The 16,386-nt window shown below is 58.2% G+C and carries 17 protein-coding genes; 12 read left to right on the top strand and 5 right to left on the bottom strand.

What is annotated here, in order from left to right; all coding sequences use genetic code 11:
* Window positions 1-25: 25 nt before the first annotated feature.
* The 5 genes from CH274_RS10865 to CH274_RS10855 all read left to right on the top strand — a co-directional run bounded on the left by CH274_RS10865 (window position 26) and on the right by CH274_RS10855 (window position 5,703).
* A complete protein-coding gene (locus CH274_RS10865) occupies window positions 26-841 on the top strand; it encodes a glycosyltransferase (protein WP_179275703.1) in 816 nt (271 codons plus the stop codon).
* A 422-nt stretch (window positions 842-1,263) separates the two neighbouring features.
* Window positions 1,264-1,881 (top strand): nitroreductase family protein, encoded by a 618-nt coding sequence (locus tag CH274_RS10860; RefSeq protein ID WP_218829205.1) that lies wholly within the window; start codon window positions 1,264-1,266, stop codon window positions 1,879-1,881.
* 158 nt (window positions 1,882-2,039) lie between these two features.
* A complete protein-coding gene (locus CH274_RS28880) occupies window positions 2,040-3,215 on the top strand; it encodes an O-antigen ligase family protein (RefSeq protein WP_143546548.1) in 1,176 nt (391 codons plus the stop codon).
* Window positions 3,216-3,273: 58 nt separating this feature from the next.
* Window positions 3,274-4,449, top strand: coding sequence for a hypothetical protein (locus CH274_RS28875; protein ID WP_143546547.1), 1,176 nt, complete (start codon window positions 3,274-3,276; stop codon window positions 4,447-4,449).
* Between the two features lie 15 nt (window positions 4,450-4,464).
* Window positions 4,465-5,703: a polysaccharide pyruvyl transferase family protein gene (locus tag CH274_RS10855; RefSeq protein ID WP_143546546.1), complete on the top strand. Its 1,239-nt coding sequence runs from the start codon at window positions 4,465-4,467 to the stop codon at window positions 5,701-5,703.
* A 140-nt stretch (window positions 5,704-5,843) separates the two neighbouring features.
* On the opposite strand, the gene CH274_RS10850 is transcribed toward CH274_RS10855, so the two are convergent.
* From CH274_RS10850 to CH274_RS10840, 3 genes are all read right to left on the bottom strand, one after another.
* On the bottom strand, window positions 5,844-6,656 hold the full coding sequence (locus CH274_RS10850; RefSeq protein WP_094657432.1) for an SGNH/GDSL hydrolase family protein: 813 nt from the start codon (window positions 6,654-6,656) through the stop codon (window positions 5,844-5,846).
* A 616-nt stretch (window positions 6,657-7,272) separates the two neighbouring features.
* On the bottom strand, window positions 7,273-7,500 hold the full coding sequence (locus CH274_RS10845; RefSeq protein WP_094657431.1) for a hypothetical protein: 228 nt from the start codon (window positions 7,498-7,500) through the stop codon (window positions 7,273-7,275).
* Entirely contained in the window at window positions 7,500-7,706 is a 207-nt protein-coding gene (locus tag CH274_RS10840; protein ID WP_094657430.1) for a hypothetical protein, read from the bottom strand. Before CH274_RS10840 ends, CH274_RS10845 begins: the two co-directional genes overlap by 1 nt.
* A 136-nt stretch (window positions 7,707-7,842) precedes the next feature.
* Between CH274_RS10840 and CH274_RS10835 the strand changes: the two genes are divergently transcribed.
* From CH274_RS10835 to CH274_RS10825, 3 genes are all read left to right on the top strand, one after another.
* Window positions 7,843-8,007 (top strand): hypothetical protein, encoded by a 165-nt coding sequence (locus CH274_RS10835; protein WP_373453922.1) that lies wholly within the window; start codon window positions 7,843-7,845, stop codon window positions 8,005-8,007.
* A gap of 195 nt (window positions 8,008-8,202) precedes the next feature.
* The gene (gene gmd / locus CH274_RS10830; RefSeq protein WP_094630609.1) at window positions 8,203-9,225 is read left to right on the top strand and encodes a GDP-mannose 4,6-dehydratase; all 1,023 of its coding nucleotides are present in this window, start codon (window positions 8,203-8,205) and stop codon (window positions 9,223-9,225) included.
* Complete coding sequence (locus CH274_RS10825) at window positions 9,222-10,199, top strand: GDP-L-fucose synthase family protein (RefSeq protein ID WP_032396202.1); 978 nt, start codon at window positions 9,222-9,224, stop codon at window positions 10,197-10,199. Before gmd ends, CH274_RS10825 begins: the two co-directional genes overlap by 4 nt.
* 36 nt (window positions 10,200-10,235) lie before the next feature.
* On the opposite strand, the gene CH274_RS10820 is transcribed toward CH274_RS10825, so the two are convergent.
* Both CH274_RS10820 and CH274_RS10815 read right to left on the bottom strand, forming a co-directional pair.
* Window positions 10,236-11,201 carry an SGNH hydrolase domain-containing protein gene (locus tag CH274_RS10820; protein ID WP_094657429.1) on the bottom strand — a complete coding sequence of 322 codons (966 nt, stop codon included), beginning with the start codon at window positions 11,199-11,201 and terminating at the stop codon, window positions 10,236-10,238.
* Window positions 11,174-12,220 (bottom strand): acyltransferase family protein, encoded by a 1,047-nt coding sequence (locus CH274_RS10815; protein ID WP_179275701.1) that lies wholly within the window; start codon window positions 12,218-12,220, stop codon window positions 11,174-11,176. Before CH274_RS10815 ends, CH274_RS10820 begins: the two co-directional genes overlap by 28 nt.
* 240 nt (window positions 12,221-12,460) lie before the next feature.
* On the opposite strand from CH274_RS10815, the gene CH274_RS10810 reads away from it, so the two are divergent.
* The 4 genes from CH274_RS10810 (at window position 12,461) to CH274_RS10795 (ending at window position 16,373) form a co-directional block, all read left to right on the top strand.
* Window positions 12,461-13,009 carry an acyltransferase gene (locus tag CH274_RS10810; RefSeq protein WP_094657427.1) on the top strand — a complete coding sequence of 183 codons (549 nt, stop codon included), beginning with the start codon at window positions 12,461-12,463 and terminating at the stop codon, window positions 13,007-13,009.
* A 232-nt stretch (window positions 13,010-13,241) separates the two neighbouring features.
* Window positions 13,242-14,675: a hypothetical protein gene (locus tag CH274_RS10805; RefSeq protein WP_256993543.1), complete on the top strand. Its 1,434-nt coding sequence runs from the start codon at window positions 13,242-13,244 to the stop codon at window positions 14,673-14,675.
* Window positions 14,672-15,580 carry a glycosyltransferase family 2 protein gene (locus CH274_RS10800; protein WP_094657426.1) on the top strand — a complete coding sequence of 303 codons (909 nt, stop codon included), beginning with the start codon at window positions 14,672-14,674 and terminating at the stop codon, window positions 15,578-15,580. Before CH274_RS10805 ends, CH274_RS10800 begins: the two co-directional genes overlap by 4 nt.
* The gene (locus tag CH274_RS10795; protein ID WP_094657425.1) at window positions 15,570-16,373 is read left to right on the top strand and encodes a glycosyltransferase; all 804 of its coding nucleotides are present in this window, start codon (window positions 15,570-15,572) and stop codon (window positions 16,371-16,373) included. The genes CH274_RS10800 and CH274_RS10795 overlap by 11 nt, the downstream gene beginning before the upstream one ends.
* Window positions 16,374-16,386: the final 13 nt, after the last annotated feature.

The following is a 16,386-nucleotide window of genomic DNA, read 5'->3' as shown; positions in this document are numbered from 1 at the left end:
TGACAGTTCCTCTAGTATTTTTGTGATGCTCCCGCCGGCACCAGCGTTATTGACGGTAATGGCCTTCAAACGCAGCAATACTCGCATTGTTGCGGATCTACACACTGGATACTTTCTTGACCCGAAATGGAAGTGGTTCTCAAGAATAGGTCTCTGGATGCTGAGGGGCGAGGCCGTGGTCGTCACAAACTCCGAGCTGGCCAAACTAACCTTGAAATCCGGCGTGCGTACTTTCGTTCTCCACGACATTCTTACGGACAGAAGTATGGTCGAGTCAACGACCGCCGAGGGATTTGTTCTGTGCCCACTGAGCTATGCAAACGACGAACCTGTCGACGAGATCGTTGCGGCTGCGAGGCTCTGTCCTCAAATTCGTTTCGTATTTACGGGCAGGGCACCAGAAGCCATAAAGGCTAAAGCAACACCGAACGTGAGGTTTACCGGATACGTCACGAACGAAGTCTTCCAAAGGTTGCTACTGGAGGCGCAGCTAATCTGCGCACTGACCAAGCGAGATTTCACCATGCAGCGTGCTGGATACGAAGCGCTGATGGCGGGTAAGCCTCAAGTAACCAGCAATTTTCATGTCCTTTCGCAGTTTCTGACCACGGCTGCTGAGTATGTTGACCCTAGAGACCCGCAGTCGATTGCAAGCGGCATTGAAAGTGTGGTTAAAAATAGTAGCTACTATTCTGATGAGGCACAAAAAGTGCTCGTCCAACGAATCGCGGAACAGCGGAAATCGATAGAATCATTGCGAGCGATAACGACGACGTCACCGAAACCTCAGGCCAATGCACGTTGGCACAAAAATCTACACCGAAATCGGAGTCCGCGTTGAAATACATCACCGGGATCAAGAAAAAGATTCGACTGCGGGCAAAGAATATAAACTTCGTTGTCCAGCTACGTAGCTTCGGTCTGCTAGCCGATTCGTACGTTCGCGACGCCGCTCGGTATGCGCGAGCTTCGGGAACGTTAACAAACGCTACAACCGGATCGCTTGAAGCGAACATAGTCATGGACTACCACCGCGTGGAAAAGGGTTTGACACTCCCACATCCACGGCCGTGGTTCGGGCAGTCGACAATCGAGCGCCTAGTGCAGAACTGTGAAATGTACGTTAGTCGGCCGGATCGTGATACCTCTGTCATTTCAGCCGCATTGGGTGCGTTGGACTCGTACGGAGACTACTTCGTGGAGCGATCCGAACCACGCCCTTGGTGGTCAGCTTTAACTGCCACGTTGACCGAGCTACGACGCGTGAACGGGCCCGAGCTCGCGCTTACCGGCGGTACCGAGACCATTGGCAAGCAGTTCGATCCTGCATCTGCGCACCTTCGCAGATCGTTTGCCCAAATTGCGATCGAGCGAAGCAGCGTAAGAAACTTCTCCGAATGCTTAGTTGATGATGTGGAACTGGCAAGGGCAGTTGAAGTTGCGCAAGCGTCACCTAGCGTTTGCAACCGTCAAGCCGCACGTGTACGTGCCGTGCCGAGAGGCACCGCTGCCAATCGCGTTCTGTCACTGCAAAACGGAAACTCCGGATTTGGGCAAACTGCGTCGCACGTCCTGATAATTACGTGCGACTTGAGGGCATTTCTGACGGCAGGCGAGCGAAATCAGGCCTACATTGACGGTGGGCTCTTCGCGATGACCCTGATCTATGCACTTGAAGAACAAGGGATCGCGTCATGTTGCCTGAATTGGAGTACCGTAAGCTCCCAAGACGCCAAGCTGCGTCGTGCCGCCCAAATCCACGATAGCGAGGTCGTGATAATGCTAATCGCGATCGGCTATCCGACTTCCGAAGCCGTGGTTACGAAGTCGCCCAAGTTGCCAACTCATCGAGTGTTGATCGAAGCCGAAATAGCGAACTAATGGGACACTCTCAACTGTCGTCGCGTAGCGGGTACGAGCAGGCCGACAGAGGCTACTCATCTGTTCATCGTTCAATCCTGAGTAACCATTTAGTCGCTCTGGCACTGGCATTGATTCCGGTACTCGCCGGTACCAGCCGAGGGCTTTTAGTTCCGGGTTTGAGAATTTCCGAGGTACTAATAGTCGGTCTTCTTCTTCTAGCCGTTCTGAGGCAGAATAAGCGGCTTTGGCTCGGTGGAGCGCCATTTCTGCCACTCGTCAGCTATGCCGCCCTGACGATGTTGGTGGTTGGATATCATGTAACATCACGAAGTGAACTTGGCCTGCAATCGTTCTTAGACTCTGGGATCGGGCCTGCAGTATTCTTAATGCTCTACATCGTCGGTTCGGCATATGGCGCACGAGTTGAAGTAATAAGGCTGATACTTAAGTACTCGTTCGTCATGGCTGGTTTAATGGGTGTTTTAGGTGTTGCGCAAGCCCTCCAAGTCCCTTTTGCGCTGAACATCGGAGTCAGACTGACTGGAAACGTGTTCATCGCGAATCCACTTGATTGGAAAGTCCCTCGCAGCGTAGGAATATATAACTCCTGGCATGCGTACGCAAGCTACATGAGCATCGTGCTCGTACTGTTAATTGCTTGTTACTCAAAGGGTGTCAGAATATTCCGCAGGCCAATTGTCAACGCGATAGTAGTCGGGTGCGTTGTGGCTGGGCTATTTTCAAGCCTGACTTTTGGAATGATATTCCTTGGATTGGGAATTTCGGCAATATTTCTTTGGACCTCCAATAAGCGCATATGGATCCTAGCGATGGCCGCTGTCGCGTACGTTGTTTTGGTGTTTTCCCCGTTGTCGCAATTGGCAATACGACGGCTCCAGATGCAAGAGTCAACCACGAGCGAATATGGCTTTCTTCCTCAGACCGTTGCGTTTCGGCTAAGTGTTTGGACACGTGACTACTTACCTCTCATTGCCCAGAATCCTTGGTTTGGTTTTGGTCCAATCACTGCGTCTGATAGGACATTTTCATACGTAGAATCGATGTATATCCTGGTTCTTCTGTCAGGAGGACTAGTCGCTCTCGTGGCCTTCCTGGTGTTTATTGCTACCACGATTTTAAGACTGTCGCCGAAAAGATGGCGGACTCAGGCTGAGGTGAGCAGGGCTGCTGCTGCGGGCCTGTTCGCCTTTGTCATCGGCCTCGTACCATTGATGCTCATACACCCCTACCTCAACGACGCTGGCTCCTCTCAAGTAATCTTTCTGCTCCTTGGTGTTTTGTGCGCCCAATCTCGACGGCCTCAGATCGCTCCTACAACCTCTGCTGGTTGAGTCCGCTATGGTCAGTTTAAACGCATTTCAGCGAATAGGCTGGTCTGCAGGATCCCAAGTGGCATCCAGCGGGTCAAATCTTGCATTCTCGGTGATTGTAGCCCGGTCGATAGACACTTCCTTATTGGGCGTCTTTGCTCTACTTCTCGCAATTTTTAGTATCGGAATCGGCATCCAACGAGGGTTCACTGCTGAACCTCTGATCTTCAAGGAGGCTGCCGTATCGAAGCTTCTTTCCGGACCGCGCCAGAACTCAGCTTTGAACGCATCAGCACTTTTGGCAATAATTCTATCGGGACTATTTATACCGCTTGGACTGGCACTCATGGTAGATGCCAAGACCATGCTGATTTTTGCCGCAATGACTCCAGTAGCCCTTCTACAAGATTCCGTTAGGTTTGCGCTTAATGATTTGAGCCGCAGCAAGGTGGCTTTCGTGATAGAGTTAGTATGGATCGGAGTTCAAATACCACTAATGGTCGTCTTTGGCTCAGGAGAGCTGAATAGGCTGATTGCGTTTTGGGGTATTGGGGCGCTCTTTAGTTGTACGTTAGGTCTTGTTGCTCTGAAATTTTCTCCATCGGTGGCGTCCGGGCTAGCTTGGCTTAGGTCATCTCGCAAAATTGGAGTAGTGTATTGTGCGGACTTTGCAGTAAGTAGCGGAATCAATCAATTGTCAGTTCTAATTCTTGTCCTGTTCGCCGGATATGGCGCAGCTGGTGAGCTCAGGGCTGCGCAAATATTACTTACCCCTCTAATGGTTTTCACCTTGGGAGCAAGTTTTGCTCTTGGCCCCGAGTCGGCACGGTTAAAAAAGGCTGGAAATCTTCGAGCGCTAAGTAGGCTACCCTGGATTTACGCGTTGGGAGTCGGGATCTTTGGTCTTGCGTCGGTTGCTGCAATCGCGATTGCGCCCACTTCAGTGTTGGAGTTCTTGATGGGCGAGTCTGCTGAAGCTGGTGCATCGCTTGCTCCACTCGCTGCAGGAGCTATATGCCTGATGGGAATGAGCGTGGGTTCAGGTTTGGTGCTTCGCGCTATCGGAAGAGTCGGGCAGTCTGTCCTGGCTAAAGCAGCAATAGCGCCCTTCACTCTGGTGTCGGTTGGTATTGGCAGTTGGCTGGCCGGCGCAGCTGGCTCCCAGATTGGCCTGAGCGCGGGTAACTCTGTCAGAGTCGCCGCCTCCGCAACCCTCGTTAAAATAAACCTTACCAAAATCGCGAAAGGCGAGTAATTGAGAGGCTTAGGCGTGAAATTTAGCGTGAGAAAAGCTGTACGGAATGCTTTCAGTTCTCAAGTTTTTGCTTTTATTCTTCTTTGGGCTGATCAAATGTGCGTTCGAGTTTCTTTCCTATTTGCGAGTAGGGAAACTGGAAAGTATGGGCTACTGCTGGTCGCGCCGCCGGGAGCTGGCAATATCGGCGACCAGGCGCTGGTAGAATCTGCGTTGGATAATTCTGCGGGCGCTGTTGCGCTTGTAGTTAGAAGTTTGAGTGACTTTTCGATACCAGAAAACCACGTCAATCGAGTGCATGTAGTCGAAATGCGACACCTGATTTACGGACATTCGATCAGCCGGTTCGCTGATGTCATTAAATTTTGCAACTATGCGAAGCGCAGCGACCATACTTGGCTTATCGGTGCAGACGTGATGGATGGTGCCTACAATCCGTATGCATCTGTCTCCCGTTTTTCGTGTGTGATTGTGGCCGCGAAGGTTGGTTCTGAAGCCAGCGTGTTGGGGTTTAGTTGGAATTCGCACGGGACTGCGAGTGCGACGTATTGCGCTCGAATAGCTGCGGAATCGGCAAGGCTGGTCGCTCGCGATTCTGTATCGCACGAAAGGCTTTTGGCAAGCCACGTGACACCAGTATCGAATGGTGCTGATATTGTCTTCAGCCGCCAGGGCATGGCGCAGCAGTCTCCGTATTCCGAATGGGTGATTGGGGAGTGCGCGAAAGGCAAGAGGGTCGCTGTAGTGAATGCCAGTGCTCTTCTCGCTGGTAGATACAATCAACTGTCTGAATATCAAAAGTTTATATCGGAGCTGGATCCGAAAGTGTGGTCGCTTATTTTGGTTCCGCATGTGCGGCGAGCGGGAAATGATGATTTGGCCTGTTTGGCAGATTTGGCCGGTTCTATTCAGGGTTTTGACTGTAAGCTCGTGGAGGAGTTGCTGTCTCCTTCCGAGATATTTGCGATACTTTTAAGTTCGACCTTTGTGCTTACTGGCCGGATGCACTTAGCCGTGCTGGCGATAAACGCGGGAGTGTACCCAGTGACGATGTCTTCGCAGGGTAAAGTCGCTGGTTTGTACGACATGCTTGTTTCGCCGGAACTATGCATTGAACCTGGCGCAGGTTGCTCGGTGGAGATAAAATCTGCGTTTCGTGCCTTGGAATTAAGCGGATTTCAGAAAATACCAGACAGGATCCGCGAGGAGCTAAGTTCGCTTTCGAGCCAAAATTTTGATGCCTTAAGCTCTTAAACAAGGCCGCAAGACTTTCTGGCATCCTGCTTACGACGGCATGCCCACTGACGCTCGCCTGAATTCCCCAACCTGTGTGGTACCGCGAACAACGGTGGGCGAACATGCGAGTAGGTTCAGCAGGCCGGTGTCGCGCTGGCCTAGTTGTGAGTGTCGGACACGTCGACAATCTGGACGTAGTCGGCAATGCGCTGCTTGATCGCTGCGTAACCGGAGTCATTGGGGTGGAAGCTGTCCCCGACGCCGCCACCGAGGTAGATCGGTCTTCCCTCGGGGCCGCGGTTGGTCGTGTCGCTGTAAAGGTCGCGGAGGGTGAGGTACTTGGCGTTCTCGATGCCGCACTCGTCCGCGATGATCGAATCGAGTTCGAGGCCGTCCTTCTGTGATCGCCAGGTTCCAAGGCAGACAATCGCGGCGTCAGGTGCGGTCGTCCGGACGCGTTCGATCAGGGCGTTGTACTGTTCGCGAAAGACAGCAGGCGGAGTCTTCACGTCGCCGTTGTCTGTAGTGCCGAGTTCGATTACGACCAGATTGGACTTTGCGGGGATGTTGGCTACCTGCGCGACCTCGTTCAATGTGGCTCCTGAGACAGCGGTTACGACGGGGTCGATACGCCCATTCTGTGCCCACTCGTTGGTTAATTGCGGCCTATAACCCTGCCAGAAGGTGGTTGCGCCCCAACTGTTGGTGATGGAGTCGCCGAGGAACGTGACGAACATCGGGGCGTTGTTTGCGGGTCGCGGTACTTCGAGCACACCGGGTGCGGCGGTATCGCGAGGGCTGTCGAGTTGCGAGGTGCCATCTAACGGCACGTCTGTAAATCGTGCGCTGTCAAACCAAAGTCCGCCCGCGACGGCAGCGGCGGCAACCACGGCGAGGCCCGCTCCGCTAAATGCCTTCGTCTTGCCGCTGATCTCGCGTCTTCCCGTGTTTAAGGCCATGCAAAGCATCATGCCGTACTGCCTGGTTTGCCCGCACTCCGACAGGTCCCGCTATACGCCCAAAACACGAATTATCGGTGCGCTTTCGTCGACCGTTTCATGGCCTGTCGTAGCTGGAGAGTTCATTCGATTGTATGACATTAATGGCCACTCTCGACGGCCCGTTTGCTTGGCCGACGAGATTGAACATGCGACTTGCTGTGCGATCAGCGCTGCGGCACGTCAATGGTAACCGTGGGCTCCAACGTCACCTTCTGCGGTTTACCGGACTCGATGGTGATCTATGCCGAGCTGGGTGCCGGTCTGGATGGAGAATCTCGTGATGCCGTTCACCTGCATAGACGTGAACCTGGCGCTAGTAGATTGGCCAGCTGGAGGTCGGCACCGCCAGTTCCCGCGCCGCGGCTCGTCCGCCGCAAGAATGGCATCGCAAACCCCGGTCCGGGGTATACGTAGTAGGCGATCGTGTCCACCACGATCGACCAAGGGTTTATTTGCGCCGATTGCACCGCCGGCGAGCATCCCAGATCTCGGTGACAGGAAGTCCATCGGTAGGGCGGGTGGTGAAGGGCTAAGCGCGGGCGCGGCTGTCGCGAAGCTCACCGTCGTGGGGGATCATGGTGGCCAGTCAACGCGTGAGGTGGGCGCGGTCGGCACTCCATTTGTCTGGTGGCAGGTGACCACCGACATCGAGTTCGGTGAGCCCGTGTGCAACGGCCAACAACACCCCGGCAATCGGTCGCGCTCGTGATTCGTCGGAGACCCGGCTCAACAAGTCGACGAAGGCGTCCTGTGCCCGCTCTGCAGCCGAGATCGCAGACCCCGACGCCGGTGACGCCGCTGGCCCAGCGAACATCAATCGATAGATGTGGGTCGAGCGCGACCTAAATCGGACAACGCTGCAAGGGCCGTGAAAATCGTGTCATCGACACCCATTTCACTGGCGGGCACGACTGCCTCGAGCGCGTCGGACAGAAGGATCCACGCGTCGGTGGCGAGCGCCACCGAATCGATCAGTTGACAGCGTTCACTGAATTCGGCCTCCTGAGTGGACAGCGTCAACGCAAACGAAAGGTCCTCTGACGCATAGCTTGGCCATGACAGAAGGTACACGCGGCGTCGGTCTCATCGCTGCCCTGGAACCACTACGCCGAGATCGCGACCTGCACCTGTGGTTATGGTCCGGGGCGCAGGCCCGGTGGGATTCGCCGATCGGTTGCGCGCCATCGACTGGCCCACCACCGCACGCGACGGATCGCCTCTTACCTACGAACTCTCCGACAAGGACACAGCCGCCCCCACCCTCGCCGAAGCACTCGAACGCGGAGACCTGCCGGTCTTGCGCGAGCCTGGAAGCCTCTAAACCGAACGGTCGCGGAGAAGTAGCTTTCCGAACAGTCGAAAGCCTGGATTGGCTGAGAACGGCGGGCGCTTAGCCCGATTGAGTCCGTAAAATACTGTTGCACAGGGTGATTCCCAGTGTGCGGTTCTCCTGCACCGATGACGGTCCACTTGTACGCTGACCCCAGCATGCATGGTGTGCCTGAACGGAGCAGGTATGAAAAAGGCCTTCATCACGGGAATTACCGGTCAGGATGGCTCCTATTTGGCGGAGCTCCTGTTGTCCAAGGGTTACGAAGTACACGGCTTGATCCGCCGCGCGTCGACTTTCAACACCTTGCGCATCGAGCATCTGTACGTGGACCCGCACGTGTCTGCAGCAAAGTTGTTCCTTCACTACGGCGACCTTAGCGATGGCACGCGAATGTTGATGCTCATGGCCGATATTCGGCCCGACGAGGTGTACAACCTCGCTGCGCAGTCACACGTTCGGGTCAGCTTCGACGAGCCCGAACATACCGGCGACACAACAGGAATCGGATCCATACGACTCCTCGAAGCAGTAAGGCTGGCTGGAGTGAAGTGCCGCTTCTATCAAGCATCGAGCTCCGAGATGTTCGGTGCCAGTCCACCGCCGCAGAACGAAGACACGCTGTTCTATCCGCGCTCGCCGTACGGAGCGGCGAAGGTCTACTCCTATTGGGTGACTCGGAACTATCGCGAGGCCTATGGACTCTTCGCAGTCAACGGGATCCTGTTCAACCACGAATCACCCCGTCGTGGTGAAACATTCGTCACTCGCAAGATCACACGGGCGGTTGCGCGAATCAAGGCCGGCGTCGAGAGCCATCTTTACATGGGCAACCTCGATGCCATCCGAGACTGGGGGTACGCACCCGAATACGTGGAAGGGATGTGGCGGATGCTGCAAGCCGATCGGCCTCAGGACTACGTGCTCGCTACCGGCGGTAGCTACACGGTGAAGGACTTCCTGACAGTGGCATTCGAGCATGCGGGTCTCGATTGGCGGCAGTACGTGGAATTCGACGATCGCTATCTCCGACCGACCGAGGTGGACGCGCTGGTCGGAGACGCCAGCAAAGCAGAGGAAGAACTCGGGTGGAAGGCATCGGTGCACGCTCCCGAACTCGCGCGCATCATGGTCGATGCGGATTGTGAGGCACTCGCCCACGAAGGACAGCCCTGGATCGACACACCGGTGATGAAGGACTGGCCATGAGTACACTGGAGTCGACGCAGAGATCCAGAACAATCGATCGTGATGCAACGTTCTACGTCGCGGGCCACAAAGGACTGGTGGGCTCGGCCGTCTGGCGACACCTCGACAGCCACGGCTTCACCAACCTGATCGGAGAGACCTCGACCGATCTGGACCTTCGTGACCGCACTGCGGTGTTCGACTACATCGAGCAGAACAAGCCAACCAACCTCGTACTCGCTGCGGCCAAAGTGGGCGGAATCCTGGCGAACAGCACCTATCCCGTCGACTTCATCTCCTCGAACCTGCAAGTGCAGGTCAACGTACTCGACGCAGCGCTACAGTTCGGTGTCGAACGTGTTCTCTTCCTCGGCTCGTCCTGCATCTACCCCAAGCATGCAGCGCAACCGATCAAGGAGGAATACCTCCTCACCGGTCCTCTCGAGCCGACCAACGATGCCTACGCAATCGCCAAGATCGCAGGAATTCTTCAGATTCAGTCGGTGCGCAAGCAGTACGGACTGCCCTGGATATCCGCAATGCCGACAAACCTGTACGGACCTGGAGACAATTTTTCACCGCAAAGCTCGCACGTTCTACCCGCACTCATACGCCGCTACGACGAAGCGGCAAAGGCGGGGACAGCTGCAGTCACCAACTGGGGCAGCGGTTCTCCCAAGCGAGAGTTTCTTCACGTGGACGACATGGCCTCCGCGTGCCTGCATCTGCTGGACCACTACGACGGTCCGAGTCAGGTCAATGTCGGAACAGGTGAGGATCAGACGATCAAAGAGGTTGCTGAGATGGTCGCCGACGAAGTCGGCTACTCGGGTCGAATCGACTGGGACACATCCAAGCCTGACGGCACGCCTCGGAAACTGCTCGATGTGTCGACGCTGAAGAAGTCCGGTTGGAAACCTGCAATCTCGCTTCGTGAGGGCATAGCGTCGACAGTCCGCTGGTATCGGGAGAACGTCGATCGCATACGGCAGTAGTTATCCACTCGTGCAAGGCAGACTCGCCGACCCGGCTCAGACCCCGTTCGCATCCAGCATTTCCGCAAACGCGGACGACACCTTCGCTCCGTATTCGATTGTCATATGCGCAGAGTCGGACTTCGTCGGGGTGGTGCCGACAAAACTGGGGCAGTAGTTGTCAGGAGTACAGAACAGGCTGCGGGTGTCGACGTAGGTTCCTCCCACACGGTAGGCCAGGTTGCGATCTGCCCGTGATCGCGCCTTCCACGTATCGGTCACTCTGCTCAGACAGTCGGCAGGCGTGCTGGTGCGCGTGTAGCAGTCCACCGGCTTCTTGTCGTTCGGGGGAGCGGAGAGGATCAGGATCTTTCCCGCGTTCGCTGCGAACTGATCGGTGAGCCGCTTCACCCCAGGGATCCAGAGCTCCGCTGCGATGTCGGTGTGCAGATTGGTGATGACCACGACGTCCGGCCTCACCTCGTTCACCGCGTCAATCGCGGCCGCCTTGCGTGCGGGGCACGCCGCGGACGTGTCCGCATCTCGGGTGTTCACGTCCATGTCGACGAACGTGCAACCGAACATCGCCTCCGAGCGGGCCTTCCATACGCCACCGCTGGCCTCGGCGGAGTTCTTGATCGGTTGAACGAAGCTCATCGCCATCGAATCGCCGAGAATCATGATGGTCTTGGGTGCGTCGGCAGCGCCCCACGTGCACTGCTCCGGGCCCGGCCGGTCGACCAACCCGCATTCGGCAATGCCACCCGGAGCTTGAGCCCCACTGATGGCCTCGTCCATCGTGGGTGTCAGCGCCGGCCACTCGACTGCATTCACCGCGGCGTCGATCTCGGTCGCCAAGGCAGATTGCGCAGGGCCGAGGGGCACCGCGATGTCGTCCGGAGCAAGAGCGGCGTCGGCCATAGCTCTTGCCGGTGGGGTTGCAGGCGGGTCGAGTGGTTTGAGTGAGAACGAGGCCACGGCGATGGTCACCAGAGTCAACGCACCGAGTGCCGCGTACCGCACGGACGGCGCCGAGACTTGCGGCCGATCTGATTGCGGCGTTTCCTCCGAGCCTCGGCGCGCACCGCCCTCGGTTCGAGGAAGTTGGACCGCCGAACAGGGTTCTCCACGAAGTGATACGACGCCACCGAGAGTCCGAACGTCATGGCCAGCACGGTCACGTAGTAGTAGGCGTCGACATCCATGATCGATCCGAGGATCACGATGATCGGCCAATGCCACAGATACAGCGAATACGAGATGTCTCCGACGTACACACTCGCCTTGTTCGTCAACGGAGCGAGGTAGGGAGTGGCTCCGCCCGTGCCGGCCGCGATCACCATCGCTGCGCCCAGCACCGGGATCGCGGCGGAAGGAGCGGGGAACGAGCCGGACTCGCTGATGGCGAATGCACCGATACCTATCGCTGCGAGACCCGACCACGCCAAGGGTGCCCGAGCAGCGCGAGGCAGCCGTGCAACCCAACCTGCTCCGATGGCGAGCAGTGCGCCCACCCCCAGCTCCCACACCCGCGCGAACGTGGAGAAGTAGGCCCAGGCCGGGTCCGTCGCGGTGTCGTGCAACGCCCACACGAACGATGCCGCGACGATCACGCCCATCACCGTCGCCGAGAGGATGCGCTTGACGTTGCCGTGCCAGGATCGCCGCGTCACCAGTACTCCGATGGAGAGCATCAGTGCCGGCCACACGAAGTAGAACTGTTCCTCCACCGACAGTGACCAGTAGTGCTGCAGAGGCGAGATGGCCGCGTCCGCGCTGAAGTAGTCGGTCCCTTCCAGTGCGAACCGCCAATTCGATGCCAAGAAGAACGCCCAGACCGCGTCCGTGCCGATCGAGGCTGTACGGGACGACGAATACACCAATTCTCCAGCGACGCAGGTCATCACGAGCACCAGAGTGGCAATGGGCACGATGCGCCTGATCCGTCGGCGGTAGAACCCCGCGAACGAGATCGTCTGCGTCGTGTCGTACTCACGCAGCAGTAGACCGGTGATCAGAAAGCCGGAGACGACGAAGAACACGTCGACACCGATGAAACCACTTTGCGGTCAACCGAAGAGGTGATCGACGACGGCCAGCAGCCCCCCGCTGCGGTCGAACGTGACGACGCGTTTCGTTCGACCGAATGGGTGAAACGAACTGGATGTTCTTTACCTGCTTCGAGTCGAATAGAAAGCCGGAATTCGGGTCATTTACCGATCACGCAGACTGCACGGTTTTCCGGGCTCCTGCTACGTCGATGGCAGAGTTAGTCTGTTGCCATGACGTTGCACCGGAAGATCCTTCTCGGGGAGCTCGGCCAAGTATTCCGGGACGTCGTCCTCAACCGGCTCGTCGCGAGTGGTGCAGTTCCCCGAAAGGTTCGAACCACGTTGCTACGCAGAAGCGGTCACGACATCCACCCCTCCGCGCTGATGAACGCCGGGGTGTTTCTCGGTTCGTGGCGAGGGTTGACGATGGGTGAGCGTGTATTCGTGAACTATCGCTGCTTCTTCGATCTCGGGTCGACCGTGACCATCGGCAGGGACACTCGAATCGGATACGAGTCGATGTTCGTCACGTGTGGGCACGAGATCGGTGGTGAGTCCGATCGCGCAGGTAGACCGGTCGATTCGCCGATCACCATCGGCGCCGGCTGCTGGATCGGCGCACGGGTGACGGTCCTGCCCGGTGTCCGCATCGGCGACGGGTGCGTCATCGCATCGGGCAGTGTGGTTGCGGCGGATTGCGAACCGAACGGTTTTTATGCGGGCGTCCCGGCGATTCGCAAGCGCTGCCTACCAACCGATTTGAGCACCGACGAACTCTGAAACAGGGTGTGTGACGCTTTCCGTACCGGCTTCGTGTAGGCCGACCGGTTTTGTCGGATTTTTTATCGATGGACCTCTGAAAAACAAAGCTTCAATCGGGAATTCGATTGTGAATGCAATTCAGAACTCCGCCTCTGATTCGATTTGTCCTGCATGTGATTAATTCTCACGCTAGGCTGCCGAAATACAGCTCAAATGGCATTTCGGGGGGAATGGGATGGGGTATGTGCCGATGAGTCTGGCCCACTACCGAACTCGTCCCGACCGGTTACATGCGACGGTGTTTCCCGAGGCCGACTTCCTACGGGAACTGCCGGTGCCCAAGCGCGTCGGTCGCGTCGCACCGGTACGGACACCCCGAACCCGGAGAGCAACTCGGCGGGAAGCAACACTTCGCTTTCCCGAACGGGCCTGGTTGTTCGTGCTGGGGGCGACCTCCGCACTGCCACTGATGAATTTCACGGTCACCGGCTTCTCGGTGGTGTGCGTCGCCATCGGGCTGGCGTATTTTCTGCCCGGCACCCGAAGCCGAAACGACACCCCGTTGGTGCTGGCGGCTGTGGGAACAGTCGCCTACGTGGCCTCGGCATGGGTGAACGACACCAGCTACCTCTCGCCCGATGTTTTCGCGTTCGCGTCGTTCGCACTGTATTTCTGTGGAATCACGGTGCTCGCTCGCGACGTCGAGCGCATCGCCACGGTGCTGCTCGGCATCGCGTTCGGTTCGGTCTTCTTCTACGTCGTGATCGGCACGTTCCTCACCGCGACCGGTGGCGTCGTCGACCTCTGGAAATACGGGGTGGCTCCGGCCGCCACCATCACGGTGCTCTACTTCCTGGCCACATCCCGGATCGGCACGTCGGCGGTCGTGATCGCGCTGTTGGCACTGGGAGCGTTGAGCCTCGTGCTCAACTTCCGGTCCCACGCCGTGATCTGCTGCGCGGTGGCACTGCTGCTCGTGCTCTCGAAGTACCGCCGCGGCACTCTGTCTCTCACCACCCGGGTGGTGACATTGGGTGTCTTCGCAGTGGGGTTCACCTGGGCACTGGAGTACGCGGCGCGTGAGGGCCTACTCGGCGGATCGCTGCGCGAGAAGGTGCTCATGCAATCGAACGGTTCGGTGCCGATGTTGCTGGCGGGACGTACCGAACCGCCACTGTCCCTCACCGCGATCGTGCAGCAACCGTTACTGGGGTGGGGCAACTCCGACAACATCTCGCGGGCGGCCTACGTCGACGCTCAGCACGTCGCCATGTCCTTGGGCTTCGAGAGATCGTTCCCCTTCGAGTACGCGTGGAAGCTCAGCGATGGATCGATCTCCCTCCACTCGGTGCTGCTCGGATCGTGGGCCGAAGCAGGGGTATTCGCGGTCCTGCTGCCGATCTGGCTGCTGTGGGCCTGCTATCGACTGATCTTCGTGGCCGACTCTGCCGGGCCGTGGACGCCACTGATGATGTACCTGGGCATGCAGACCATCTGGGACCTGATCTTCTCGCCCTGGTCCTACAACCTCCCCGCCGTGTTCGCCTGCCTCGCATGCTGCTGCGTCGCAGTGCATTCCAACGGTCGCCACAACAACTCCACCCAAGACACACACCTGCTGATGCGTCTGCTGCGAGACAACCGAACACCCCGGAGTCGTAGTCTGCACGAGGAGAAGCGATGAACCCTCACGCGACCGTCAGCGTGGTCATCCCGACGATCGGCAGACCGAGCCTCGCCGGTGCCGTCGACAGCGCCCTGGCCCAATCGATCGATGTGTTCGAGATCGTCGTGGTGGCCGATACGACCGAACACTTGGCCCTCCCCGACGACGACAGAATTCGCGTCGTGCGAACCGGGCCGGGATCCGGCGGAGCCAACGCGCGTCAATGCGGAATCCAACACGCGACGGGCGACATCATCGCCCTGCTCGACGACGACGATCTGTGGCACCCGTACAAGCTCGAACGTCAACTCGCCGAAGTGTCCGGTGCGGACAGTGAACGCTGGGTGGTCACCTGCAAGTGCGCGGTACGAGAGCCGGGACATCGCGAAAAGATATGGCCCAGAACGCTGATCGGTGAGCATCAGTCCGTCGCCGACTACCTGTTCACCCTCCGGCGTTTCACCCTCGGCGACGCGATGCTGCAGAGCAGCACGCTGTGCTTCCCGCGAGAGCTCGCATTCCAGGTTCCGCTCAATTACGCGCCGGAGTCCATCCACGACGAACCGGGCTGGCTGATGGAACTCCAACGCACGGTGCCGGACTTGATCATCAAGCATGTGCCCGAATGCTTCTCGATCTACAACGTCAGCGAGAACTCCGTGTCTCGACAGTCGGCGGACGTGTCCGAGAAGTACATCGAATGGGGTCGTGAGCACCTTCGCGGCGCGACGGCGCGTGTTCGAGGCGACTACTTTTTGTTCAGCGCCGTCACCGCGGCGGCGTCGGCACAATCGCTCGGCGGAATCCGCAAATCGGTGGCCAGCGGCTTCTCCGAAGGCAGGCCCGGACTGCCCGCGATGGTCTACGCCGCGGCGAAGTTCGGCAGAACTGCAATCCGGCAAGTGAGGGCCCATGCCCACTGACGCCACCCTGAGCGTGATCACCATCAGCTACCGCGACCTGGCCGGGCTTACTCGCACGCTGGAGAGCGTCGCCGAACAGACGTACGCGCCGCTCGAGCACATCGTCATCGACGGCGGTTCGGGCCCATCCGTCGAGCAACTGCTCGAGCGTGCGAACCCGTCGTACTGGCAGTCCGAGCCCGACGCCGGACGCTACGACGCCATGAATCAGGGCATCGACCGCGCCACCGGAGATGTGGTGTGGCTGATGCATTCCGGCGACTGCTTCGCAGCCCGGGACTCCGCCGCGATCGGCATGGCGGCGCTGAGTGCGGCGGGAACCGTGAGACACCGATGGGGTTACGGCCGAGTCCGCATCGTCGGCGACCCGCTCCGCGAAGGTCTGGAATGGGGCTACAGCCCCTTCGAGATGCGACCGTTCGCCCTCGGTATTCGGCCGATTCCGCACCAGGCCGCCCTGTTCGGGATGGACCTCGTGCGAGACCTCGGACACTACGACGTCGGCTTCGGCCTCGCAGCCGATCACCTGTACATGCTGGAGGCGGCGCAACGCGAACAACCCGTCGTCATCGACGCCGTCCTGTGCGACTTCGACGCCGGGGGAGCCGGCAGCGTTCGCCCACAACGCGAACACTTCGCCGACATACGACGATCCTTGAACGTCACCGGCTATCACCCGTGGGGACGCCGGGGCCTGACCACCGTGGCATCCCGCATCGTCGAATACACCGCGCGATCCAAACACACTGCGCGCACGGTCCTCTCGCGTCGAACGCACGGGGGTGATCGATGATGGGCGGACGTCA

It is taken from the genome of Rhodococcus sp. 06-418-5, from assembly GCF_002258285.1.
In the GTDB taxonomy this organism is placed as follows: Bacteria; Actinomycetota; Actinomycetes; order Mycobacteriales; family Mycobacteriaceae; genus Rhodococcoides.
This window is presented reverse-complemented; position numbering and strand designations above follow the sequence as displayed.